The sequence below is a fragment of the Pseudothauera rhizosphaerae genome (assembly GCF_004801305.1).
Classification (GTDB): Bacteria; Pseudomonadota; Gammaproteobacteria; order Burkholderiales; family Rhodocyclaceae; genus Pseudothauera; species Pseudothauera rhizosphaerae.
Map to the genome: position 1 here is coordinate 79,828 of NZ_SSOD01000019.1, position 21,324 is coordinate 101,151.

Annotated in this window: 22 protein-coding genes; 8 read left to right on the forward strand and 14 right to left on the reverse strand. The window is 69.0% G+C overall.

Translation table 11 applies throughout. The features are described 5' to 3' along the window. Positions 1-2: 2 nt before the first annotated feature. From recB to nifH, 11 genes are all read right to left on the reverse strand, one after another. Positions 3-3,659 carry an exodeoxyribonuclease V subunit beta gene (gene recB, locus E6O51_RS18890; RefSeq protein ID WP_136386570.1) on the reverse strand — a complete coding sequence of 1,219 codons (3,657 nt, stop codon included), beginning with the start codon at positions 3,657-3,659 and terminating at the stop codon, positions 3-5. 45 nt (positions 3,660-3,704) lie between these two features. Beyond that, the gene (locus E6O51_RS18895) at positions 3,705-5,345 is read right to left on the reverse strand and encodes a methyl-accepting chemotaxis protein (protein ID WP_136386571.1); all 1,641 of its coding nucleotides are present in this window, start codon (positions 5,343-5,345) and stop codon (positions 3,705-3,707) included. 70 nt (positions 5,346-5,415) lie between these two features. After that, positions 5,416-5,988 carry a DNA-deoxyinosine glycosylase gene (locus E6O51_RS18900; RefSeq protein ID WP_136386572.1) on the reverse strand — a complete coding sequence of 191 codons (573 nt, stop codon included), beginning with the start codon at positions 5,986-5,988 and terminating at the stop codon, positions 5,416-5,418. Continuing rightward, complete coding sequence (gene thpR, locus E6O51_RS18905) at positions 5,985-6,533, reverse strand: RNA 2',3'-cyclic phosphodiesterase (RefSeq protein ID WP_211091463.1); 549 nt, start codon at positions 6,531-6,533, stop codon at positions 5,985-5,987. Before thpR ends, E6O51_RS18900 begins: the two co-directional genes overlap by 4 nt. Positions 6,534-6,621: 88 nt before the next feature. Continuing rightward, complete coding sequence (locus tag E6O51_RS21945; protein WP_168735331.1) at positions 6,622-6,894, reverse strand: DUF6129 family protein; 273 nt, start codon at positions 6,892-6,894, stop codon at positions 6,622-6,624. Beyond that, positions 6,891-7,613: a dinitrogenase iron-molybdenum cofactor biosynthesis protein gene (locus E6O51_RS18910; RefSeq protein WP_136386573.1), complete on the reverse strand. Its 723-nt coding sequence runs from the start codon at positions 7,611-7,613 to the stop codon at positions 6,891-6,893. Before E6O51_RS18910 ends, E6O51_RS21945 begins: the two co-directional genes overlap by 4 nt. Before the next feature lie 64 nt (positions 7,614-7,677). Continuing rightward, a complete protein-coding gene (locus tag E6O51_RS18915) occupies positions 7,678-7,875 on the reverse strand; it encodes a 4Fe-4S dicluster domain-containing protein (RefSeq protein ID WP_136386574.1) in 198 nt (65 codons plus the stop codon). Between the two features lie 24 nt (positions 7,876-7,899). Continuing rightward, positions 7,900-8,124 (reverse strand): putative nitrogen fixation protein NifT, encoded by a 225-nt coding sequence (gene nifT, locus E6O51_RS18920; RefSeq protein WP_136386575.1) that lies wholly within the window; start codon positions 8,122-8,124, stop codon positions 7,900-7,902. Between the two features lie 60 nt (positions 8,125-8,184). After that, positions 8,185-9,753, reverse strand: coding sequence for a nitrogenase molybdenum-iron protein subunit beta (gene nifK / locus E6O51_RS18925; RefSeq protein ID WP_136386576.1), 1,569 nt, complete (start codon positions 9,751-9,753; stop codon positions 8,185-8,187). A 169-nt stretch (positions 9,754-9,922) separates the two neighbouring features. Next, positions 9,923-11,398, reverse strand: coding sequence for a nitrogenase molybdenum-iron protein alpha chain (gene nifD / locus E6O51_RS18930; RefSeq protein WP_136386577.1), 1,476 nt, complete (start codon positions 11,396-11,398; stop codon positions 9,923-9,925). Between the two features lie 114 nt (positions 11,399-11,512). Next, the gene (nifH, locus tag E6O51_RS18935; RefSeq protein WP_136386578.1) at positions 11,513-12,400 is read right to left on the reverse strand and encodes a nitrogenase iron protein; all 888 of its coding nucleotides are present in this window, start codon (positions 12,398-12,400) and stop codon (positions 11,513-11,515) included. A gap of 244 nt (positions 12,401-12,644) precedes the next feature. Here nifH and E6O51_RS18940 point away from each other — a divergent pair, with 244 nt between their 5' ends. Beyond that, a complete protein-coding gene (locus tag E6O51_RS18940; RefSeq protein ID WP_211091464.1) occupies positions 12,645-13,427 on the forward strand; it encodes an NAD(+)--dinitrogen-reductase ADP-D-ribosyltransferase in 783 nt (260 codons plus the stop codon). Positions 13,428-13,476: 49 nt separating this feature from the next. Here the strand turns inward: E6O51_RS18940 and E6O51_RS22470 are convergent, their stop codons facing one another. Beyond that, positions 13,477-14,970 (reverse strand): methyl-accepting chemotaxis protein, encoded by a 1,494-nt coding sequence (locus tag E6O51_RS22470; protein WP_136386580.1) that lies wholly within the window; start codon positions 14,968-14,970, stop codon positions 13,477-13,479. A gap of 10 nt (positions 14,971-14,980) precedes the next feature. Further along, the gene (locus tag E6O51_RS18950; protein ID WP_230976851.1) at positions 14,981-15,505 is read right to left on the reverse strand and encodes a PAS domain-containing protein; all 525 of its coding nucleotides are present in this window, start codon (positions 15,503-15,505) and stop codon (positions 14,981-14,983) included. A gap of 230 nt (positions 15,506-15,735) precedes the next feature. On the opposite strand from E6O51_RS18950, the gene E6O51_RS18955 reads away from it, so the two are divergent. From E6O51_RS18955 to E6O51_RS18970, 4 genes are all read left to right on the forward strand, one after another. Then, positions 15,736-16,584, forward strand: coding sequence for an SIR2 family protein (locus E6O51_RS18955; RefSeq protein WP_136386581.1), 849 nt, complete (start codon positions 15,736-15,738; stop codon positions 16,582-16,584). A gap of 2 nt (positions 16,585-16,586) precedes the next feature. After that, complete coding sequence (locus E6O51_RS18960) at positions 16,587-16,904, forward strand: hemerythrin domain-containing protein (RefSeq protein WP_230976852.1); 318 nt, start codon at positions 16,587-16,589, stop codon at positions 16,902-16,904. Positions 16,905-16,972: 68 nt separating this feature from the next. Next, positions 16,973-17,386: an acyl-CoA thioesterase gene (locus E6O51_RS18965; RefSeq protein WP_136386582.1), complete on the forward strand. Its 414-nt coding sequence runs from the start codon at positions 16,973-16,975 to the stop codon at positions 17,384-17,386. 14 nt (positions 17,387-17,400) lie between these two features. Then, positions 17,401-18,267 carry a tRNA nucleotidyltransferase gene (locus tag E6O51_RS18970; RefSeq protein ID WP_136386583.1) on the forward strand — a complete coding sequence of 289 codons (867 nt, stop codon included), beginning with the start codon at positions 17,401-17,403 and terminating at the stop codon, positions 18,265-18,267. 12 nt (positions 18,268-18,279) lie between these two features. Here E6O51_RS18970 and E6O51_RS18975 read toward each other — a convergent pair whose 3' ends face one another. Next, on the reverse strand, positions 18,280-19,191 hold the full coding sequence (locus E6O51_RS18975; RefSeq protein WP_230976853.1) for an aldo/keto reductase: 912 nt from the start codon (positions 19,189-19,191) through the stop codon (positions 18,280-18,282). 190 nt (positions 19,192-19,381) lie between these two features. On the opposite strand from E6O51_RS18975, the gene E6O51_RS18980 reads away from it, so the two are divergent. From E6O51_RS18980 to E6O51_RS18990, 3 genes are all read left to right on the forward strand, one after another. Further along, complete coding sequence (locus E6O51_RS18980) at positions 19,382-19,825, forward strand: NfeD family protein (protein ID WP_136386585.1); 444 nt, start codon at positions 19,382-19,384, stop codon at positions 19,823-19,825. A gap of 58 nt (positions 19,826-19,883) precedes the next feature. Next, positions 19,884-20,747, forward strand: a complete 864-nt coding sequence (locus tag E6O51_RS18985; RefSeq protein WP_136386586.1) for an SPFH domain-containing protein — start codon at positions 19,884-19,886, stop codon at positions 20,745-20,747. Between the two features lie 91 nt (positions 20,748-20,838). After that, positions 20,839-21,267 carry a hypothetical protein gene (locus E6O51_RS18990; RefSeq protein ID WP_136386587.1) on the forward strand — a complete coding sequence of 143 codons (429 nt, stop codon included), beginning with the start codon at positions 20,839-20,841 and terminating at the stop codon, positions 21,265-21,267. Positions 21,268-21,324 lie beyond the last annotated feature (57 nt).

The window sequence follows — 21,324 nt, forward strand, 5'->3', positions numbered from 1 at the left end:
TGTCAGGCGGGCAGCGCCGCCGGTTCGCCGGCCAGCAGGCGGTCGAGGGCGTCGATCACCGCGGCGGAGGGGCGATGATGGAAGACCCCGGCGGGGACGCCGTCCACCCGCCAGCCGGGACGCACGCCGCGCACGAAGAGGTAGAGCGCGCCGCCGAAGTGGCGCCCGTAGTCGTAGCCCGGCAGGCTGCGGCGCAGGTGGCGGTGTACGGCCACGGTGTAGAGCAGGTGCTGCAGGTGGTAGCCGTGGGCGGTCATCGCGGCTTCCAGCGCGGGCCCGGCGTAATCCTGGACGCGCGTGCCCAGGTGGTTGGATTTCCAGTCCAGCACCCAGTAGCGCCCGCCGTGCTCGAACAGCAGGTCGATGTAGCCTTTCAGGTAGCCGGCCAGTTCGCCGAAGCCCAGTTGCGGCATGCGGTAGCCGTGGGCGGCCAGCCAGGCGTTGAGGGCGGAGGCGGCCAGGCGGGGCGCCGGCAGGTGGAAGCCCATCTCGATGCTGCGGCGGGCGGCCGGCACGGTTTGCAGGCGCAGGCCGGGGATCAGCTCGGTGGCAAGCACGTCGTCCAGCATGGCCTGCAACATCGGCTTCAATGCCGACGGCTCGCCGCCGCGCTGGGGGTGATCCGCCAGGGCGCGGCCGATGGCCTGCTCCCAACCGGACGGATCGGTGAAGTCCGCGTGTTCGAACACCGCGTGGATGCAGTCGCCGGCCGCGGGACCGCGGGGAAAGCGCAGGATGTCGCCGGGGGGCGGCGCGGCGTCCTCGGCGGCGCCTTCCTCCGGCGCCGGGCGGACGCGGGCGTCGTGGTCGCGGGCGGCCTGTTCGTGGGAGGCGCCGGAGACCAGCGCGCTGAAGCTGCCGATGCGCCAGCCGTCGGGAATCGCCGGCGGGGTCAGCGCGCGCGGGGCCCGTGCGGCGTCGTGGGCGGCAGCCAGCGGTACGCCGGGCGCGGCGGGCAGGTCGTGCAGGGCGATGCCGGGGTCGCCCCCGGCCAGGTCCGCCCAGGCGGCCTCGATCGCTTCGACATCGAGTCTGGCGCCGAACCAGTCGGCCGGCGACAGGCCGGCGCCGGCCGCCATCCAGTTGAGCAGGCTGCGGGCGCTCTCGGTGTGGCTCACGCCGTTGCGCACCGGCTTGGCGTAGCAGCCCACCGTCAGGTAGCAGCGATACACGGCGCGGGTGAGCGCCACGTAGATGAGGCGCAGGTCCTCGGCGGCGGCTTCGAGCCTGAGGCGCGCCTTGACGGCGTCCGCGTCGTCCGGCGCGCGGCGGTAGTCGAGCAGCAGCTCGCCCGCGTCGTCGTGCCAGACGCCGGGCAGGCCGCCCGCGCCGCGGGCGTGGCCGTCGAACAGGAAGGGGCAGAACACCACGCCGTATTCGAGGCCCTTGGCGCGGTGGATGGTGACGATCTGCACCAGGTTGCGGTCGGATTCCAGGCGCAGTTGGGCGGCCTCGCCGCCGTTGGCTTCGGCGCGGCGGGTGGCCAGCGTGCGCAGCAGGGCTTCGGGCGCGGCGCCGCCGGCGGCCTGCTGCAGCAGTTCGGCCAGATGCATGAGGTTGGTCAGGCGCCGTTCGCCGTCCGCGCGCGCGAGCAGGCGGGCGGCGACGCCCTCGTCGGCCATCCAGCGCCGCAGCACGACGCCGAAGCCGCGCGCCAGCCACAGCTCGCGCCAGCGCGCGAAGCGCTCCAGCAGGGCGGGCAGGCCGGCCTCGTCGGCAGCCAGGGCCGCCAGCGCGGCGGCGTCCCGCCCCATGGCGGCGGTGGACAGGGCCGCCAGCACACGCGGAGCGCGGGTGGGTTCGGCGATGGCGAGCAGCACCCGTTCCAGTTCCTCGGCGTCCTCGCCATGGAACACGCTGGTCTGTGCCAGTTCCACGCTGCCCACGCCGAGGGCGGCGAGCGCGCGCCGCATCAGGCTGCCCTGGCGGTGGCTGCGCACCAGTACGGCGACGTCCGCCGGCGCCAGCGGCCGCTCGCCGATGCACACCGCGCCGGCCTGGGCCGCGGCGAGCAGGCGGGCGATCTCGGCGGCGGCGGCCCGCGCCGCGGCGGGCAGCGCTTCGCCGCGCAGCAGGCGCCGGGCGGGGTCGCCGGCCGCGGCGGGCAGGCGCCACAGGCGCAGCGCGGCCGGTTCCGCACCCGAGGGCGTGCGATCGACGAAGGGCGGGCGCGGACGGGTACCCGGCTCCACCGGCGCGTAGTCGAGGCCGGGCAGCATGAACACCGCCGGATTGGCTTCGAACAGGCGGTTGCAGGCGGCGATCAGCGCCGGCGTGGAGCGCTGGTTGTGGGCCAGGCCGTAGCGCGCGTCGGCCCGCTCGCGGGCGGCGAGGTAGGCGAAGAGATCCGCGCTGCGGAAGCTGTAGATAGCCTGCTTGGGGTCGCCCACCAGGAAGAGCCGCCCGCGCGCGCCGGGGCGGTCGTAGATGCTCGAGAAGATGGAAAACTGCAGCGGATCGGTGTCCTGGAACTCGTCGATGAGCGCGGCCGGGTAGCGCGCGTGCAACGCACTGGCGAGCCAGGGCTGGGAGCCGTCGGTGAGCGCCCGGTGGGCGTTCCACAGGATGTCGTCGAAGGCGATCTGGCGCCGGGCGCGCTTGCGGGTGCGCAGGGCCTCGGCGCATTCGGCGAGGCAGTCGCGCAGCAGGGCGAGGCGGGCCGCTTCCAGGGCGTCGTCGAGGACAGCGCGGGCGGCCAACAGATCACCGGCCGCGTCGAAGAAGGGATGGGCGGGCGGTGGGGTGCCGCCGGTGGATTTTTCCGCCAGCCTGGCGGCGGTGAAGAGATCGAGCCTGTTTTCCTTCTCCGCCGGCAAGGGGTACAGGGCATCGCCGCTGGCGAGCCATCCCGCCCATTGCGCTTCCGCGGCGGCAATGGTCTCCGGCTTGTAGGCGGCCTTGTGCAGCTTCACCCCGGGCGCTTCCAGCACGGCGCGGGCGGCGGCGAGTTCCCCGGCCTGCACCTGCAGCGCGGCCCAGGCGGTGTGCAGCGCCGCCTCGGCTTCATCCGGCGCGGGCGCGAGGTCGGCATCCCACAACCGGCGCGCGAGCGGGCGGGCCATGTCGGTCTTCAATTGCTCCGCCCAGCTCGCGGGGCAGTCGCCCCTGTCCCACAGCAGGCGGGCCAGGGCGGGCGGCAGCGCGCCGCCGGCCACGCGGCGGCGCCAGAAGTCCGCCACCACTTCGCCGCGCAGGTCGGCGTCGTCCTCCACCAGTTCCAGCGCATAGGGCTGGCCGGCGGCGAAGGGGGTGTCGGCCAGCGCGCGCTGGCAGAAGCCGTGGATGGTGAAGATGGCCGCCTCGTCGAACACCTGCAGCGCACGGCGCAGGCGTTCGGCCATGGCGGCATGGGCGATGCCGGCCGCCGCGCTCGCTTCGATCAGGCGCGGCACGAAGGGGTCCGCGCCGGGATCGCCGCCGTCGAGCACGCGCAGGGTGTCCACGATGCGTTCGCGGATGCGGGTGGACAGTTCCGCGGTGGCGGCCTTGGTGAAGGTGACCACCAGCACCTGGTCCACCGCCAGGCCGCCTTCCAGCAGCAGGCGCAGGTAGAGCCCGCAGATGCTCCAGGTCTTGCCGGTGCCGGCCGAGGCCTCGATCAGGCGGATGCCGGCCAGCGGGTAGGCGAAGACGTCGGGAGCGGAGTCGGGCGCGGCCATGCGGCCGATGATAGCGCGGTTGGCAGAGGCCGCGCCGCCGTCGGCTCAGTGCCGGAAGCGCCCCACCAGTTCGCCGAGCTGGCGCGCCACCTGTTCCAGGCTGTGGGCCGATTCGGCGGTCTGCTGCATGGAGGCGCTGGTTTCCTCCACCATCTGCGCGATGCTCTCGACCTGCTGGGCGATGGCGTTGCTGGCGGCGCTCTGTTCGCGGGTGGCCAGCGCCACGTCGCGGATGCGCGCCAGCGTGGCGCCGGCGCCGTCGCGGATGTCGCGCAGGGACTGGGCTGCCTCCTGGGCCAGGTCCACGCCCCGCTCGACCTGGGGCAGGGCCTGGTCCATGGCGCCCACGGCGCTCGCGGTGTCGCTCTGGATGGCGCTGATCATGCCACCGATCTCCTCGGTGGCGGCCGAGGTGCGCTCGGCGAGCTTGCGCACCTCGTCGGCCACCACGGCGAAACCGCGGCCCTGCTCGCCGGCCCGCGCGGCCTCGATGGCGGCGTTGAGCGCGAGCAGGTTGGTCTGGGCGGCGATCTCCTTGATCACGCTGGCGATGGAGGAGATCTCGTTGGTCCGCGTTTCCAGGGAGCGGATCATCTCCGCGGCCGAGGACACGGTGCCGGCGATGCGGTGCATCTCGTCGGTGGCGGTGGCCACCTTCTGCTCGCCGCTCTCGGCCAGGTTGGCGGCCGAGGAGGAGTTGTCCTCGGTGTCGCGCGCCGAATCGGAGATGTGGTTGATGGAGACGGTCATCTCCTCGATGGCCGCGGCCATGGAGGAGGTGGAATCGGCCTGGCGGTGCGCCGCCACGGCGACCTGGCCGGAGGCGTGGGAGATGCTCTCCGCGGTGTCCTTGAGGGTGTGCGCGCCGTTGGCGATCTGCCCCACCATGTCGCGGATCGAACCCAGCATGCGGGACAGGCCGTGCAGCAGGCTGCCGGGCGCGGCGCCCGGCACGTTCACGGTCAGGTCGCCGCTCGCGGCGCGCTCCATGATCGCCATCGCCTCGGCCGGTTCGCCGCCGATCTGGCGCAGCACCGAGCGGGCAATGACGATGCCCAGGCCGACGATCACCAGCAGAATGACGCCGCTCACCGCCAGGTCGACCAGCAGGCGCGACCAGAACGCGGTCTTGACGTCATCCACGTATACGCCGGCGCCGATCACCCAGTTCCACGGCTTGAAGGCTGCGGCGTACTGCAGCTTGTCCACCGGCACGGTACTGCCGGGGCGAGGAAAGGAGGTATCGGCGAAGCCGGCACCCTTGGCGCTGGCCACGGCGATGATGTCCCGGAGGGTGTAGCGGCCGGCACTGTCGCGCACTTCGCCGGAAATGTCGCGCCCGTTCCAGTCGGTGCGGATCGGGTGCATCACCGTGACGCCGTTGGTGGCCAGGATGTAGACGTACTCGGACTTGCCGTCCGCGCCGCCGAAACGCATGTGCTCCAACGCGCCCTTGGCGAGTTCCTGTGCCTCGGCTTCCGGCAGCCCGCCGGCCGCGGCGCGCGCATGGTAGCCGGCGACGACCTGCAGCGCAGACTGAATCACCGACTGCACCTGCAGCTTGCGGGCGTCCATCAGGTCTGCCCGGGTCGCCAAGGCACCCAGCACGACGGTGAGCGCGAGGCCGGCAAAGGCGGCCAGCACCATCAGGACGATCTTGGTCTTCAGTTTCAGCGAATCGAGCATGGCTGCCATTCTCACAGGAACACTACGGGCGCATCGGTCGGCCGGCACGCCTATGCGCACCGTTCTGCAGTTATCGGGTGCCTTTCTGATTAACTTTAGGCACCCCCCACGAAGGGGGCAAAGCCTCCTTCGCAGGCGCTCCGCAGGCGTCCCCCAGCGCCTGCCACGCCTCGAGCTTGCGCGCCAGGTCGAGCGCGGCGTGGGCCGGGCTGGTGGAGGGCAGGCGCAGCATCGGCAGCGCCGCCCATTCTCCCTGGGGCAACACGTGGCGGCGGTAGCAGGCTTCGGCCGCGGCGCCGTTGAAGAAGATGCTGCGGATGCCCGGATGGGCGGCGAGAAAGCCGCGGAAATCGTTGGGCACGATGCTGTCGGCGGCGATGGCCGAATCCAGGCTGCCCGGGCGCACGCAGGAGGCGAGCACGTCCCACAGCGCCACTCCGGCGGCCTGCAGCGCGGCCGCGCGCTCGGCGTAGGCGGCGCGCGGGTCGAAGCCGAACAGCGCGCCCATGATGGGCCAGAAGGCGTTGCGCGGATGGGCGTAATACTGCCCGGCGGCGAGGGAGGCCGCGCCCGGCATGCTGCCCAGCACCAGCACGCGGGCGTCCGGCGCGGCGATGGGCGGAAAGCTGAATACCTGGGTCATTGCGCCGCCTCCGCTGCGGGATAGCGCGCCAGTACGCGGTAGCCGCCGTCCGCCCCCAGGTCGGAGGCCGCCAGCACGTAGCCGGACACCGCCCAGCGCAGGGCTGCCGGCTTCTCCGGCGGGCGGGCGCCGGGCGCGCGGCGCGCCAGCGTGAGGTGGGGCCGGAAGGGGCGCGCTTCCACCGGCAGTCCGGCGCGGCGCAGGACCCCGGCCAGGGCTGCGTGCAGGGCGGCCAGCGGGGGCGGCACCGCCTCGGCTTCCAGCACGGCCAGGCCGCGCGGCCACGGCGCGGATCGGGTCAGTTCCAGTTCGAACGGGGAGAAGGGCACGGCCAGCGCGTCCGCCAGCGCGGGGACGCGGTCGCGCGCCACCGCGCCGATGAAGTGCAGGGTCAGGTGCAGCTTGTCGGTGCGCACCCGGCGCGCACCGGGTGGCCAGTGCCAAGCGTCGCGCGCGCGGGCGAGGGCCGAGCGCAGGCGCCGGTCCGGCCACAGGGCGAGGAACAGGCGCTCGGTCGGGGGAGGGGGTGCGGCGGACGCATTCACGCCCGCGATTCTATGTGGGAGCGGGCTTGCCCGCGATACCGCCCGCGGGAGGGAAGCGCCGCATCGCGGGCAAGCCCGCTCCCACCATTCAGTCGTCCGGCTGGACCTCGGCGACGACCAGGCCGATGGCCGCCCCGGGATCGGTGGTGAGGGACAGGCAGTGGTCGCCGCCGGCGATGTAGTACAGCGCCCAACCCTCGCCCTCCGCCACGGCCCTGAGGCGCGGCGGGACGTCGTCGTCCGAACAGGCGACGAAGCGCAGGCCGGGCCACTGCCTGCGCAGCGCCTCCACCGCGGTCTCGCCGTAGCCGTGGCTGGCGAGCGCCGCACAGGCGGTGTCGACGACCTCGGCGCCTATCATGCCTCGGCCTCGGCCGCGGGCACGAAGCGGGCCAGCGAACGCGCTTCCTTGCCCAGCGCGCGCGCGAGCCAGGGCGGCGGGCTGTTGAGCACCTTCTGCAACTGCCCCAGCACCTCGCGCGCCGCGCCGCCGGCGGGGAACTTGACCGGATGAACGCCGGCACGCACCACCTTGGCAGCGGCGGGGCCGCCGATGGATTGCACGTACACGAGCTGGCAGCCGGCCAGCAGTGCCGCGCGTGCGGTGTTGCGGTCCTCGGCGCCGTCGGCTTCCAGCGTGGAGCGCACGCCGGTGAGCCAGATGCCGTCCTCGGCCACGCGGTAGATCAGGAAGCGGTTGCAGGAGCCGAAGTGGCCGTCGAGCTGTTCGCCGTTGTTGGAGGCCACCGCCACGGTGAGCGCGGCGTCGCCCTGTGGCACGTCGGCTTCGGGCACTGGCGCGTCGTCGGACAGGCCTTCGCCCCACAGGTAGCGCACCGCGCTCTTCAGCGCGCTGGCTTCGACGCCGGGGTCGACGATCTCGTCGCCCTGCAGCATGGCCTTGAGGTCGGCCACGGTCATGCGCGCGAGCTTCTCGTCGGTGACCGGCAGGCCGAGGCGTTCGCCCAGCGCATGGACGAAGGCGGCGACGTTGACGCCAGGCAGGGTGCGCGCGGCCATGGCGATGCGCAGGGCGGTCTCGCGCGAGACCGGGCTGCCGGTGGGGGCGGTTGCGTTCATGGCGGTGCTCCTGGGTGTTCGGAGCGGTGCGGCGGCACCAGCCGCCCCACCGCGGGCGTCCTCGTCAGATGAAGACGATGGTGTTGTCGGCACCGGGGCAGACGGACACGCACTGGGGCTCGTCGTACCCGTCTTCGCACTCCGTACAGGTGTCGGCGTTGATCTTGAAGATGCCGCCCTTGTCGGTGATCGACTTGGTCGGGCACACCGGCTTGCAGTCGCCACAGGACGTGCATTCGTCAACGAGGATCTTGAGAGCCATGATGGGTCTCCTGGTGTTGAAAGATCATTCCGGCGCGTCGACGCGCTTGGCACGCAGCGACACGGGCAGCTTGGGCGGCGCATCCAGCGGATCGACATAGTAGGTACCGCCATTGGCCAGCTTCAGCTCGCCACCCCACTTGTCGGCCTGGTCGAATTCGATCGAGACGATGTTGTCTTCCAGGTCGCGCTTGGGCAGGTAGAACGACAGCCCGCCCGAAGCGGTCTTGCGGATCATGATGTTGGCCATGTGAACTCCTGAAGCGCGGGCCGCCCCCTTGCGGGGACGGCACCGCGCATCGACCGCGACTTAGCGAACGAGGTCGTAGTTGTAGTCGGTGGTCCCCATGCCGCGGGTCTCGTCGTCGAGCTTTTCCAGCACGGCGTTGACCAGGGTGGTGAGGATGTACATCGCGCCCTCGTAGCCCAGGGTGGTCATGCGGTGCAGATGGTGGCGGTCGAAGATCGGGAAGCCGAGGCGGATCAGCGGGACTTCGAACTGCGGACCCTTGTGGGCGGTGTCGCGCTGGATGTACTTGCCGTAGGAGTTGCCGATGAGGAAATCGGGCTTCTCGGTGAAGCACAGGCTGCGCATGTGCCACAGGTCGTTGCCGACGTACACCTTGGCCTTGGCGCCGAACGGGCTGGAGGCCAGCAGCTTCTCCATGGCCTTGCCCCAGCGCTTGTTGGCGTTGTTGGACAGCACGTGCAGCGGCTCGGCGCCCAGTTCCAGCAGGAACTGGGTCATGCCCATGACGAAGTCGGGGTCGCCGTACAGCGCGAACTTCTTGCCGTGCAGCCAGGTGTGGCTGTCCTGGATCATGTCCACCAGGCGGCCGCGTTCCACCTCCAGCGAGGCCGGGATTTCCTTGCCGGTGATCTCGGAGACCTTCATCAGGAACTCGTCGGTCCACTCCAGGCCCATGGGGATGTTGAGCTTGGGCACTTCGTGGTTCCAGGTGTTCTCGACGAACTTCCTGGTCTTCTCGAGCTGCCAGGGCTGCAGCAGGATGGTGTTGTGGGCGTTGGGCGCGTCCTTGATCTCATCCAGCGTGGTGCCGCCGGCGTACATGCGGTATTCGCCGTCCGACGGGGTGTCCAGCACCTCGGTGGGGTTGGAGAGGATGGTGGCATCGACGCCCATTTCCTTCATCAGGCGGGCGATGACGCGGTAGTTGCCCAGGTAGGTCTCGAAGCCCGGCACGAAGTTGAGCTTGCCGTTGCTGCCCGCCTTCTTGCCTTCCATGTGGTTGAGGGTGAAGTAGCGCGCGATGCCCTCGAACATGTTGTCCCAGCCGGTGGTGTGGCTGCCGACGAAGGACGGGGTGTGGGCGAACGGGACCGGGAAGTCCTGGGCGATGTGGCCTTCCTTCTTGGAGTTGTTGATGAAGGCGTTGAGGTCGTCGCCGATGACCTCGGCCATGCAGGTGGTGGAGACCGCGATCACTTCGGGCTTGTACAGCGCCTTGGCGTTTTCCAGGCCGTCGAACATGTTCTTCTGGCCGCCGAACACCGCCGCGTCTTCGGTCATGGAGTCGGACACGCAGGCGATCGGCTCCTTGAAGTGGCGGTTGAAGTAGGTGCGGAAGTAGGCCACGCAACCCTGCGAGCCATGCACGTAGGGCAGGGTCTTCTCGAAGCCCAGCGCGCACAGCACCGCGCCCAGCGGCTGGCAGGCCTTGGCGGGGTTGATGGTGAGCGCTTCGCGGGCGAAGTTGAGCTCCTGGTATTCCTTGGTGGTGGTCCACTCGAAGGTTTCGGCGATCTTGTCGTCGGGAACCTTCTCTTCGTAGAGGTCCTGCTTGCGCTTCAGCGATTCCTTGTAGTCATCGGCGCGGAACAGCGGATAGCACGGCTTGATGTCGTCAACGATCTGCATTTGAGGCTCCTTGGCCCGGCCACCCATCTGTGGACGCGGGCGTGAGGTTTGTTCCTTGCGGTACGGCAGCCCGCACTCCGCCCGGGCGGTACCCGAACGGGCCCTGCCGGAACCCCCGGGCCTGGCCCGGGGCGGACGGAACTGCGTGCGGCTGCCGAACCAGTCGGCTTTAGGCGGCGGCCTTCACTTCTTCGGGCGCGGCGCTCTTCTTCCACGGCGGGACCTGCTTGCCCCAGCACGGGTTGTTGAGCGTCATGTCCATGTCGCGCGCGAAGATCGCGAAACCGTCGTAGCCGTGGTACGGGCCGGAGTAGTCCCACGAGTGCATCTGGCGGAAGGGGATGCCCATCTTCTGGAAGATGTACTTTTCCTTGATGCCGGAACCGACCAGGTCGGGCTTGATGCGCTTGACGAACTCTTCCAGCTCGAAGCCGGTGACGTCGTCGTACAGCAGCGTGGCGTTGCCCATTTCCTTGATGGTGCGGTCGTAGTCGTCGTTGTGGGCGAACTCGTAGCCCGTGCCGACCACTTCCATGCCCAGGTCCTCGTAGGCGCCGATGACGTGACGCGGACGCAGGCCGCCCACGTACAGCATGACGCGCTTGCCCTGCAGGCGCGGCTTGTACTTGGCGATGACGGCTTCCATCATCGGCTTGTACTTGGCGATCACGCGCTCCGCGCCTTCCTTGATGTTGTCGTCGAAGAAGGCGGCGATGCGGCGCAGGGATTCCTCGATCTTGGTCGGGCCGAAGAAGTTGTACTCCATCCAGGGGATGCCGTACTTCTCTTCCATGTGCCGGCTGATGTAGTTCATCGAGCGGTAGCAGTGCAACAGGTTGAGCTTGGCCTTGGGGGTGTTCTCCATTTCGGCCAGGGTGCCGTCGCCGGACCACTGGGCGATCACGCGCAGTCCCATCTCTTCGAGGAAGATGCGCGAAGCCCAGGCGTCGCCGCCGATGTTGTAGTCGCCGATGATGGTGACGTCGTAGGGGGTGGATTCGAATTCCTTGCCGTCGCGGTTGGACAGCACCCAGTCGCGGATGGCGTCGTTGGCGATGTGGTGGCCCAGGGACTGGGACACGCCGCGGAAGCCTTCGCAGCGCACCGGCACCACGACCTTGTTGATTTCCTTCGCCGCCTTCTTGGAGACGGCTTCGATGTCGTCGCCGATCAGGCCGATGGGGCACTCGGACTGCACGGAGATGCCCTTGTTGAGCGGGAAGAGCTGCTCGATTTCGGTGATGATCTTGGCCAGCTTCTTGTCGCCGCCGAAGACGATGTCCTTCTCCTGGAAGTCCGAGGTGAAGTTGATTTCAGCGAAGGTGTTCACGCCGGTGGCACCGACGTAGTAGTTGCGGCGGCCGCCACGGGAATACTGGCCGCAGCCGACCGGGCCGTGGGAGATGTGGATCATGTCCTTGACCGGACCCCACACCACGCCACGCGAACCGGCATAGGCACAGCCGCGGATGGTCATCACGCCCGGCTGCGACTTGCGGTTGGAGGTGATGCACTTCTTCGACTGTTCGACGGCCTGGTCGTTGACCGCCAGGTGCTTGGCGCGGTCCTTCTTGGCCTTCTCGGGATAAACCTCGAGAACCTCCTGGATCAGGCTCTCGGTTTCTTCACGGGTGAGCGTAGACATCCTGCTTCTCCTGTTCGCGCCGGCACCAATCCGTGCACGGCGCGCGTAGGTTTGCTCGATACCCGGCGGCACGCTGGCGAGCGCACCGCCGGGCTGCTTCCTGCCCGGCGGCGATCAGGCAGCGGCGGCGGCTTCGGCGGCGGTCTTGCCGACGATGGACTCGTCTTCCACTTCCATGATGCCGAACTCCATCAGCAGCTCTTCGAGTTCGTCCATGGTGCAAGGCGTCGGGATCACGAACTTCTGGTTGGCGATGATCTTCTGCGCCAGGGCACGGTACTCGTCGGCCTGCTTGGCCTTGGGGTCGTACTCGATGACGGTCATGCGGCGGATTTCGGCGTGCTGCACCACGTTGTCGCGCGGCACGAAGTGGATCATCTGGGTGCCCAGCTTGGCAGCCAGGGCCATGATCAGTTCGTCTTCGCGGTCGGTGTTGCGGCTGTTGCAGATCAGGCCGGCCAGGCGCACGCCGCCGGAGTTGGCGTACTTCACGATGCCCTTGGAGATGTTGTTGGCCGCGTACATGGCCATCATCTCGCCGGAGCACACGATGTAGATTTCCTGCGCCTTGTTCTCGCGGATGGGCATGGCGAAACCGCCACAGACCACGTCACCCAGCACGTCGTAGAACACGAAGTCCAGGTCTTCGTCGTAGGCGCCTTCCTCTTCCAGGAAGTTGATCGCGGTGATCACGCCACGGCCGGCGCAGCCCACGCCGGGTTCCGGACCGCCGGACTCGACGCACTTGACGCCGCCGAAGCCCACGGACATGACGTCCTCGAGTTCCAGGTCTTCCACGGAGCCGGCTTCGGCCGCCAGTTCCATGACCGAGTTCTGCGCCTTGCTGTGCAGGATCAGGCGGGTGGAGTCGGCCTTCGGGTCGCAGCCGACGATCATCACCTTCTTGCCGGCTTCGGCCAGCGCGGCGACGAGGTTCTGGGTGGTGGTGGACTTACCGATGCCGCCCTTGCCGTAGATAGCGGCTTGACGAAGCTTTGCCATGATGCGTTACTCCTCTGTCGAAACGGGATTCGTGATTCGATCGTGTAGTACTGGACCACGGCCACTCTTCCGCAAGGACTGTGCCAATCCCGAAAACAACACATAACGCATTGAAATGAAAGAATTCATCGGCGGAGAGACGGCCGCCATCACGGCTGACGCATGCGACAAATCCCCTACAATTTGTAGGGCCACGGACATTCCCCCCGCCCTTGCCCGCCTGAGCGCACCGCCGGCCGCGCGGTTGCCCGTCAATCGCTGCAACCTGCCCGCGGAAGCCCTCGCCAGCCTGGCCTTCCAGCTCGCCCCCGTGCCCCTGGAGGTGGACGGCGTACTGCCGCTGCACGCCCCCCTGTTCGAACGCCTGTCGCTTGTCGACGATGCGACAGACCGCGCCCGCATCTTCATGCAGTACATGACCGCCCACTTCCTGCTCGACGACCCGCCCGCGCTGGGACTCACCGGCAGCGCCCGCGTAGACCGCAGCCGGCTGGACTACCTGCGCCTGCTGCGCGGCTGGCTGTTCGACTCCGAAGGACGCGAGGGCGCAGTGCTGAAAAGCTGGGTGGAATCCCGCTTCGGCCTCCTCACCGCCTTCCACCACGGCCCGCTGGGCGAAGCCGACGACCCCGCGCGCACGGCCTTCGAGCACGAACGCGCAGCGGGCCTGTACGGCACCGGCGCGCTCGAGGCGCAGGTGGACCTGCTCTACGCCTACACCCAGCACGAACTCGCGCGCCGCGACCCCGGGCGCAGCCACCTCACGCTATACCGCGGCCTCAACGGACGCGACGCGCTCCCCGAACTCGCACGCCTGCCGGACGGCTGTACGGTGGTGGTGCTCAACAACCTGAGTTCGTTTTCCGCCAGCCAGGAGCGCGCCGACGAGTTCGGCGACCGCGTGCTGGCCTGTGAGGTGCCCCTGCCCAAGGTGCTCGCCTTCTCCCGCCTGCTGCCCGGCCGGCTGCAGGGGGAGGACGAATACCTGGTGATCGGCGGCGTCGCCGCGGTGCGCCGGGTGGATTGAGGCGGGCCGGCGGCGGCGCCCGCCGGCCCGGACGGTGTTCGATCGCGGGTCAGCGCGGGTGGTGCTCGGCCACCATCGCGTCTATCGCCGCCAGCACCTCGGCACTGGCCGCTTCCGCCTCGCGCATCGTGTCCAGCATGCGCTCGCACAGCGCCGGGTCGTTCTCCCAGTCCTGCGCCAGCAGGCCCAGCACCCCGTGCACGCGTCCATGCACACGCTGGTTGGGTTTTTCCATGCGCGCGTAGGCGCCGGTGGCGGCGAAGCGCGCACGGCCGCTGCCTTCGTGGTACCAGCGCCCCAGCTCGGCCTCCCGTGCGCCCAGTGCGGCCCGCGCGGCCTCCTCGCCTTCGCCGTTGTGCTCGATCGCCACGTAGGCGTTCTGCATGTAGAGCACGTGGTCCAGCTTGGCGAGCGAGGCGTCCGACAGATCCCGCGCGCGGCCCAGCAGTTCCAGCGTGCGCCCGGAGGATTCGGCCAGGCGCTCGAAGTGGGCACGGAACTCGGTGGCCTGCCCCGCCGCCGCGGCCGACACCTCGCTGGCATGCCCGGTCTGGCCGATCATGCCGTCCACCCGCCCGCGCAGGCCCTCGATGATGCCGCCCACCTCGGCCGCGGCGCTCTTGGTGCGCTCGGCGAGCTTGCGCACCTCGTCGGCCACCACCGCGAAGCCGCGCCCAGCCTCGCCGGCGCGGGCGGCTTCGATGGCGGCGTTGAGCGCGAGCAGATTGGTCTGGTCGGAAATCTCCGCGATGATCAGGATGGTGCGGTCGATCTGCCGGCTGGCCTCGCCCAGTTCCTCGGCGGCGCGGCGCATCTCCGCCATGCGCGTGCCGATGCCCTCCAGCGCGCCGCCGATGGCCTCGGAAGTCTGCCGGCTATCGCGGGCGGCGGCGAGGTTCTCGTCGGCAATGCGCGTCACCTCGTCCATTTCACGGCTCACCGCGCTCAGGTCGGCCTGGTTGCCCTGCAGATTGTCGAGCAGTTTTCCCATGTTGAGCCCGTGCATGCCGGAACTCAGCCGGTTGCGCGCGATGTAGTGGGCGTTGTCCTCCATGGCCTGCAGGGCTTCGTTGACGCTCCGCAGCGATTCGGCGAACTGCCCGGGCATGGCGGCGGCGAGCGCGCGGCGGTGGTATTCGCCGCGCGCGGCGCGCGCAAAGCAGGTGGACACTTCCTTGAAGTAGGTCTCCACCAGATCGAGCATCTCGTTCAGTTCCCAGGCCACCTGGCCCACCTCCCCCAGCCTGGCGGTACCGGTGATGCGCTTGTGCAGGCGGCCCTGGCGCGCCTCGTGCAACACCGCGCGCATGCAGCCCAGGGCGCCCAGCGGGCGGCGGAACTGGCGCACCGCGAACACGGCGAAAACTGCCGCCAGCAGCGGAAACGCCACGTGCGTGTAATTGAAGCCGCTGCGCACCGCCTCCACCGCGGCCAGGGCGACGGTGATGGCGCAGAACACGCCGCACACCACGACGAAGCGGCGGGAGAGGAACAGCGAATGGTGGCTCTGGTGGTGGCGGCCCGCCTCGATTCCATGCGGCATGATGTACTCCTCAACCCAGTTGCAGGGCCAGCACGAAACGTTCGTAGGCTTCGCCGCCGAGGCGTTCGGCCAGCAGCGCGCGTGAAGCCTCCATGGCACGCGCCGGCCCGGCCCCGCGTTCCGCAGCGAGCATCTCGGCGTACAGGCGGGCGGCGGCCTGCACACCGCGCGCCGAGGGCCGGCGGCGCACGGAAAAATAACCCACCACCTCGCGGCCCGCCTCGCGGTCCGGGGTGACGTTGGCGAACACCCAGTAATGGTCGCCGTTGGCAGTCAGGTTCTTGACGAAGCCGAAGAACTCCTGCCCGGCCTGCAGGGTTTCCCACATCATCTGGAAAACGCCGCGCGGCATGTCCGGATGGCGCACGATGTTGTGCTGCACGCCCAGCAACTCCGGCTCCGCATAGTCGCAGATGCGCATGAAGGCGCGGTTGGCGTAGGTGATCCGCCCTTTCAGGTCGGTCTTGCTGACGATCTGCTCGTCCGCGTCGAGCATCACTTCGCGCCCGCTGATCACGATCTTGGTGTTCTTCACTCTGTTCCCCAAACCGCGGCGCTACCGTCCGCGGAAGCCTCCGCAGTCGTATCGGCACGACGAAAGTAATATTTAGCCCCAATGTCGGGTTTGTCGCAAAGACGACATGCCCGTGATCGTCAGATTTGCCACGAAGCCGCGGCGCGGCGGGGAGGAAGGCACGGGCGCCGGCATGGCATCGTTCTTGCGCGCCCATTCGGGACCCCACGCACAACCCGACAGGAAAACCCATGGACGCAACCCTCGCAGAGATCCGCGCCGGCCTCGCCGCCGGCAACGTGGTGCCCTTTCTCGGCGCCGACGTGCTCGCCGACGTGCGCCACACCCAGGACGGCCGCAAGATTCCCGCCACCAGCGACGAACTCATCCTGGCCCTGAACAACGGCCAGCCCATGGCCCCGCGCCTGATGTACGAATTCCCCCGCGCGGCCATGAACATCGAACTCAAGCGCGGGCGCAGCACCGTCAACCGGTCGTTGCTGGGCATCTACGGCGACAACGGCTGGAGCGAGGCCGCCGTGCACCGCTGGCTGGCGGAGCAGAAGCTGCCCTACGTCATCGACCTGAACCGGGACACCGGCCTGCAGAAGCTCTACGCCGACCGCCCGCACACGCTGATCGTGGGCACCGCGCGCATCGCCAGCGGCCTGCGCTACAAACTCTACCGCCACGACGGCCAGGCTTACGGCCCCGCCACGGCGGAAGAGAGCGAGATCGACACCTCCGCCCCCATCCTGTTCAAGCCCTGTGGCACGCCCTGGCCCGAACCCCAGTGGATCGCCTCCGACGCGGACTACGTGGACTACATCACCGAGCTGATGGGCGGCTTCGCCATCCCCCCCTTCCTCAAGGAACGCCGCCAGGGCCTCAAGTACCTGGTGGTGGGCGCGCGCCTGAACCGGGACACCATCCGCATGCTGCTGTCGGACTTCATCTACGGCGCGGCGCAGCCCTCCGGCTGGGCGCTGATCGCCGAGCCCAACGACAAGGAACGCCGCTTCTGTGCGCGCCTGGGCCTGACCGTGGTGGAAACCGACGTGCGCGACCTGGCCGGCCTGACCGAGACCGCGGCGGCCTGAACGTGATCGCCTTCATCGAGGACCGCCACGCCCTCGGCGTGGCGGACATGGACGCCACCCACCGGGAGTTCGTGGACCTGGCCGCCGCCCTCATGGCCGCGGACGACGCGCGCTTTCCCGCCATCGGCGAACACGTGAACGAACACCAGCGCGTGCTCGGCGAGCTGATGGCCTTCGGCCGCGGCGTGCAGGCCGGGCGGCTCAAATTCGCCCGTGCCTACGTGCAGCAGAGCCTGCCCGAATGGTTCGACCTGCACCTGTCCACCATGGACGCCGCGCTGGCCGCCCACCTCAAGCGCAGCGCCGCCACCGCCGCCTGATCCGCAGACCCCCGTGCCGGACGGCGCGCTACGATGGGAGCATTTCCCCCGTCGCAAAGGACCGCAGCATGAACACCCCCGCCCCCACCGATGCCCCCGAACGCCCCCAGGGCGAACCCGCCATCCGCACCATCGCCATGCCCGCCGACGCCAACCCGGCCGGCGACATCTTCGGCGGCTGGCTGATGGCGCAGATGGACCTGGCCGCCGGCAACGTCGCCGCCCGCCGCGCCCGGGGCCGCTGCGCCACGGTGTCGGTGGACCGCATCAACTTCCTGCAGCCGGTGTACGTGGGCGACGAAGTGAGCCTGTACGCGGACATCACCCGCATCGGCCGCACCTCCATGACCATCCGCGTGGAAGCCTGGCGCCGGGCGCGGGACGGCGAGGACCAGGTGCGGGTCACCGACGCCCACTTCGTCTTCGTCGCCCTGGACCAGGGCGGCCGTCCGCGCATCATCGGCCCCGGCCCCCAGGGCTGAGTTCCGCGACGGCGATGCCACCGGATTCCAGCGACCCCCTGCGCCCCTTCCGCCGGACGCTGCACGCCGGCCCCGAATTCTCCATCCTGCGCCTGGCCGCCCTCGCGGCCTGCGAGGACGGCGAACTCGACCCCGAAACCCTGGACCTCATGGCGCAACAGGTGGAAAGCGGCTCCCTGGCCCACGTCTGGCCGCCGCTGCTGTGGCCCGAGCTGCAGGTCGGCCTCATGGGCACCGCGCCCTCGCGCATGTTCCGCGTGCTGCGCCGCTGCGGCGCCCTGCGCCTGCTGCTGCCGGAACTCGACGCCCTCTGGGGCGTGCCCCAGCGCGGCCACGACACCCACCAGATCGACGTGGGCGACCACCAGATGCGCGTGCTGGACGAGGCCGCCCGCTGCGGCGCCCCGGTGGAAGTGCGCTTCGCCGCGCTGGGCTACAGCTTCGGCAAGTCCGATTCGCCGCCCGAGCACCTGCCCGACCACTACCGCCACATCGAGCGGGCGATTCCGCGGATCGATGCCGTGTGCGCCCGCCTCGGCGTCCCCGAGTCCTGCCGCGACCTGGCCCAACTCGCCGTGCTCGAACTGGAACGGGTGCACCGCGCCGCCGAAATGCGCGCCGGCTCCATCAGCGCCCTGCTGGAACGGGTGGCAGCCTTCGACCAACCCAACCGCTTCCGCAACCTGCTCACCCTGTGCGCCTGCGATTTCCACGCCTACCCGGGCAAAAGCGTCCTCCCCTACCCCAAGACCGCGCTGATGGAACGCGCCCTGGCCGCCACCCAGGCGGCCGTACCCGACGACGGGCAATCTCTCGCCGAAGCCCGCGCCCTGGCGGTAGCCCGGGCGCTGCGCTCCCTGCGCTGGGACGAGGCGGACTGAGACGGCACCGCCCTACAGCCGCTCGAAATCCGCCGCCATGCGCCGGCGCAGCGCCCCATCCGGCAGCGGCCCGGCCAGCGCCCCCATGTTCTCCCTCATATGCGCCGGCCGGGAGGTGGCGGGAATCGCACAGGTCACCGCCGGGTGCGAGATGACGAACTTCAGGAACACCTGCGCCCAGTTCGTACAGCCGATCTCCGCCGCCCAGCCCGGCAGCGCCACCCCCCTCACGCGGCCGAACAACCGCCCGCCGTCGAAGGGCCGGTTGATCAACACCGCGCAGCCCCGCTCCGCCGCCAGCGGCAACAGCCGTTCCTCCACTTCCCGATGTGCCAGGTTGTAGGTGAACTGCGCGAAATCCAGCCGCTCGCGCCGCAGGATGCGCTCGAACTCCCCGTGCCGGCTGCCGTGGGACGTGGTGATGCCGATGTGGCCCACCCACCCCTCCGCCTTCATGCGCTGCAGCGTCGGCAGGTGGGCCTCCCAGTCCAGCAGGTTGTGCACCTGCATCAGGTCGAAGCGCGGCAGCCCCCACAGCTCCCGCGAGCGCGCCATCTGCTGCTCGCCCATCCACCGCCCCGGCGTCCACACCTTGGTCGCCGAGAACAGCGCCCCCGCCCCCGGACTCTGGGGCAGCAGTTCCCCCAGCACCGCCTCCGCACTGCCGTACATGGGCGAAGAATCGATCAGCCGCCCGCCCGCGGCGAAAAATTCCTGCAGCACCTGCCAGCGGACCGTCATCACCTCGGTGTCGCCGCGATCCACGTCGAAGGTGATCCACGTCCCCATGCCGATGGCCGGCAGTCGCTCGCCGGTGGAAGGCACCGACCGCAACACCGGTTCCGCGGCCTGTACCACCGGCAGGCGCGGCAACTCCAGCGCACCCAGCGCCGCCAGCGCCAGAAAACGGCGCCGGGAAAACATGCGTCCATTCATCCGCCTTCCTCCTGCAAACGGCGCAAGTTCGACCGCCCCGGCGCGGGCACGGTTCAGGCGGCGGCGCTCACGGCAAGGCAGGGATGTTGTGCCATTCCGCACAACCCATGGATTTGCACGGCAGGCGAACGAACCGGAAAATACTCGTCCGGGCTAGAATGCCGCCACGGAGGTTCCCATGAATCTGGAATGGTGGCACTGGGCGGTCGGCGGCATCGTCCTCATCCTGCTGGAACTCGCGGTTCCGGCCTTCTTCGTCATCTGGTTCGGCTTCGGCGCCCTGCTCGTGGCCCTCGTCCTGTGGCTGGCGGACGGGCTTTCCCTCACCACGCAGATCGGCCTGTGGGCGGCGGCCTCGGTGGCCATGACGGTGCTGTGGTTCCGCGTCTTCGAAACGCGCCGCCACAAGACCCTGGCGGGCACGGCCGGCGGCGAGGTCATCGGCGAAGTCGGCCTGCTGGTCGGCGCCGTCGAGCCCTACGGCCGCGGCAAGGTCCGCTTCCAGCGCCCCATCCTGGGCCACGACGAATGGGTCTGCCTGGCCGATGCCGCGATTCCCGCCGGCGAGCGTGTGCGCGTGGTCGCCATCGAAGGCAGCTTCCTCAAGGTGGTCCGCGCCTGAACGGCCGGCACCGCCCCGTTTCCCCTTCCCTTTCCCGCATCCCTACCGGAGTCGCCGCATGAACGCAGGTCTCGCCATCGCCATTGCCTTGCTGGTTTTCGTCGCCGTCACCATCGCCAAGGGCGTGCGCATCGTGCCCCAGGGCGAGGAATGGATCGTCGAACGGCTGGGCAAGTACCACGGCACCCTCAAGCCCGGCCTGAACATCCTGATCCCCTACCTGGACAGGGTGGCCTACAAGCTCGTCACCAAGGACATCATCCTCGACGTGCAGGAGCAGGAAGTCATCACCCGCGACAACGCCGTCATCCGCACCAACGCCGTGGCCTTCATCAAGGTCACCGACCCGGTGCGCGCCGTGTATGGCGTCACCGACTTCTCCGAAGCCATCCGCAACCTCATCATGACCACCCTGCGCGCCATCGTGGGCGAGATGGAGCTGGACGAGGCGCTGTCCTCCCGCGACAAGATCAAGGCGCGGCTGCGGGAAAGCATCGCCGACGAGGCCGTGGATTGGGGCCTTACCGTCAAATCTGTGGAAATCCAGGACATCAACCCCTCCGACTCCATGCAGCGCGCCATGGAAATGCAGGCCGCCGCCGAACGCGAACGGAAAGCCGCCGTGACCAAGGCCGAAGGCGCCAAACAGGCCGCCATCCTGGAAGCCGAAGCCCGCCTCGAATCCGCCAAGCGCGACGCCAACGCCCAGGTCATGCTGGCCGAAGCCTCCGCCGAATCCATCCGCCGCGTGGCGGTCGCCATCGGCACTGAGAGCACACCGATGCTTTACCTGCTGGGGGAGAAGTACATCGCCTCGCTGGAACGGCTGGGTCAGGCGGGAAGTTCGAAAGTGGTGGTGCTGCCGGCGGATTTGCAGGAGACGTTGCGGGGGTTGGTGGGGAAACTTGGGGGGCGCGGGTAACGGAACCGGTTCTTGCGGCCCCTTCATAATTCACCAGATATTTTATCGTCAACCCACCGTTATTCAAGATCACTCAATGAGTTCTGCAAGGATGAAACTACTAATCGCCTTGTTCAGTTTTGCATTTGCTCTCAACGTCTCGGCGAACAGCCAGAAAAGCATTAATGGCACATGGATGGTCGACTTGGAAGCGACTGAGCGCACCGTGACGGCGATGACTCCAAGGAACGATGCCGCGGAGGTAGCACGAGGGTTCGTCGCGATGGGTGCGTACATGATATTCGTGACGCTCACCATAGACGATGACCTTGCTAAGCTTGAAGTACTTACCCCCGGCGAATCCAAGGACAACACCGAAGACGAGTTCAAACGAGAACTACAGAATGGCAATGATCGAAGCTATATCTCCACAGCCACGCCGTCAAAGGGCACGCTCACGATTACCGCCGTTAAGGAAGTGCTGAACAAATGCCCGCGGACCGATTTCGAGCGCGTATCAGTGACGGGCTTTCGACTTTGATGGCGTTTTTCGCTTCCGATCGGGTCGTCCTCGGGCTGTTGCCCTCCGTTTTTGCTC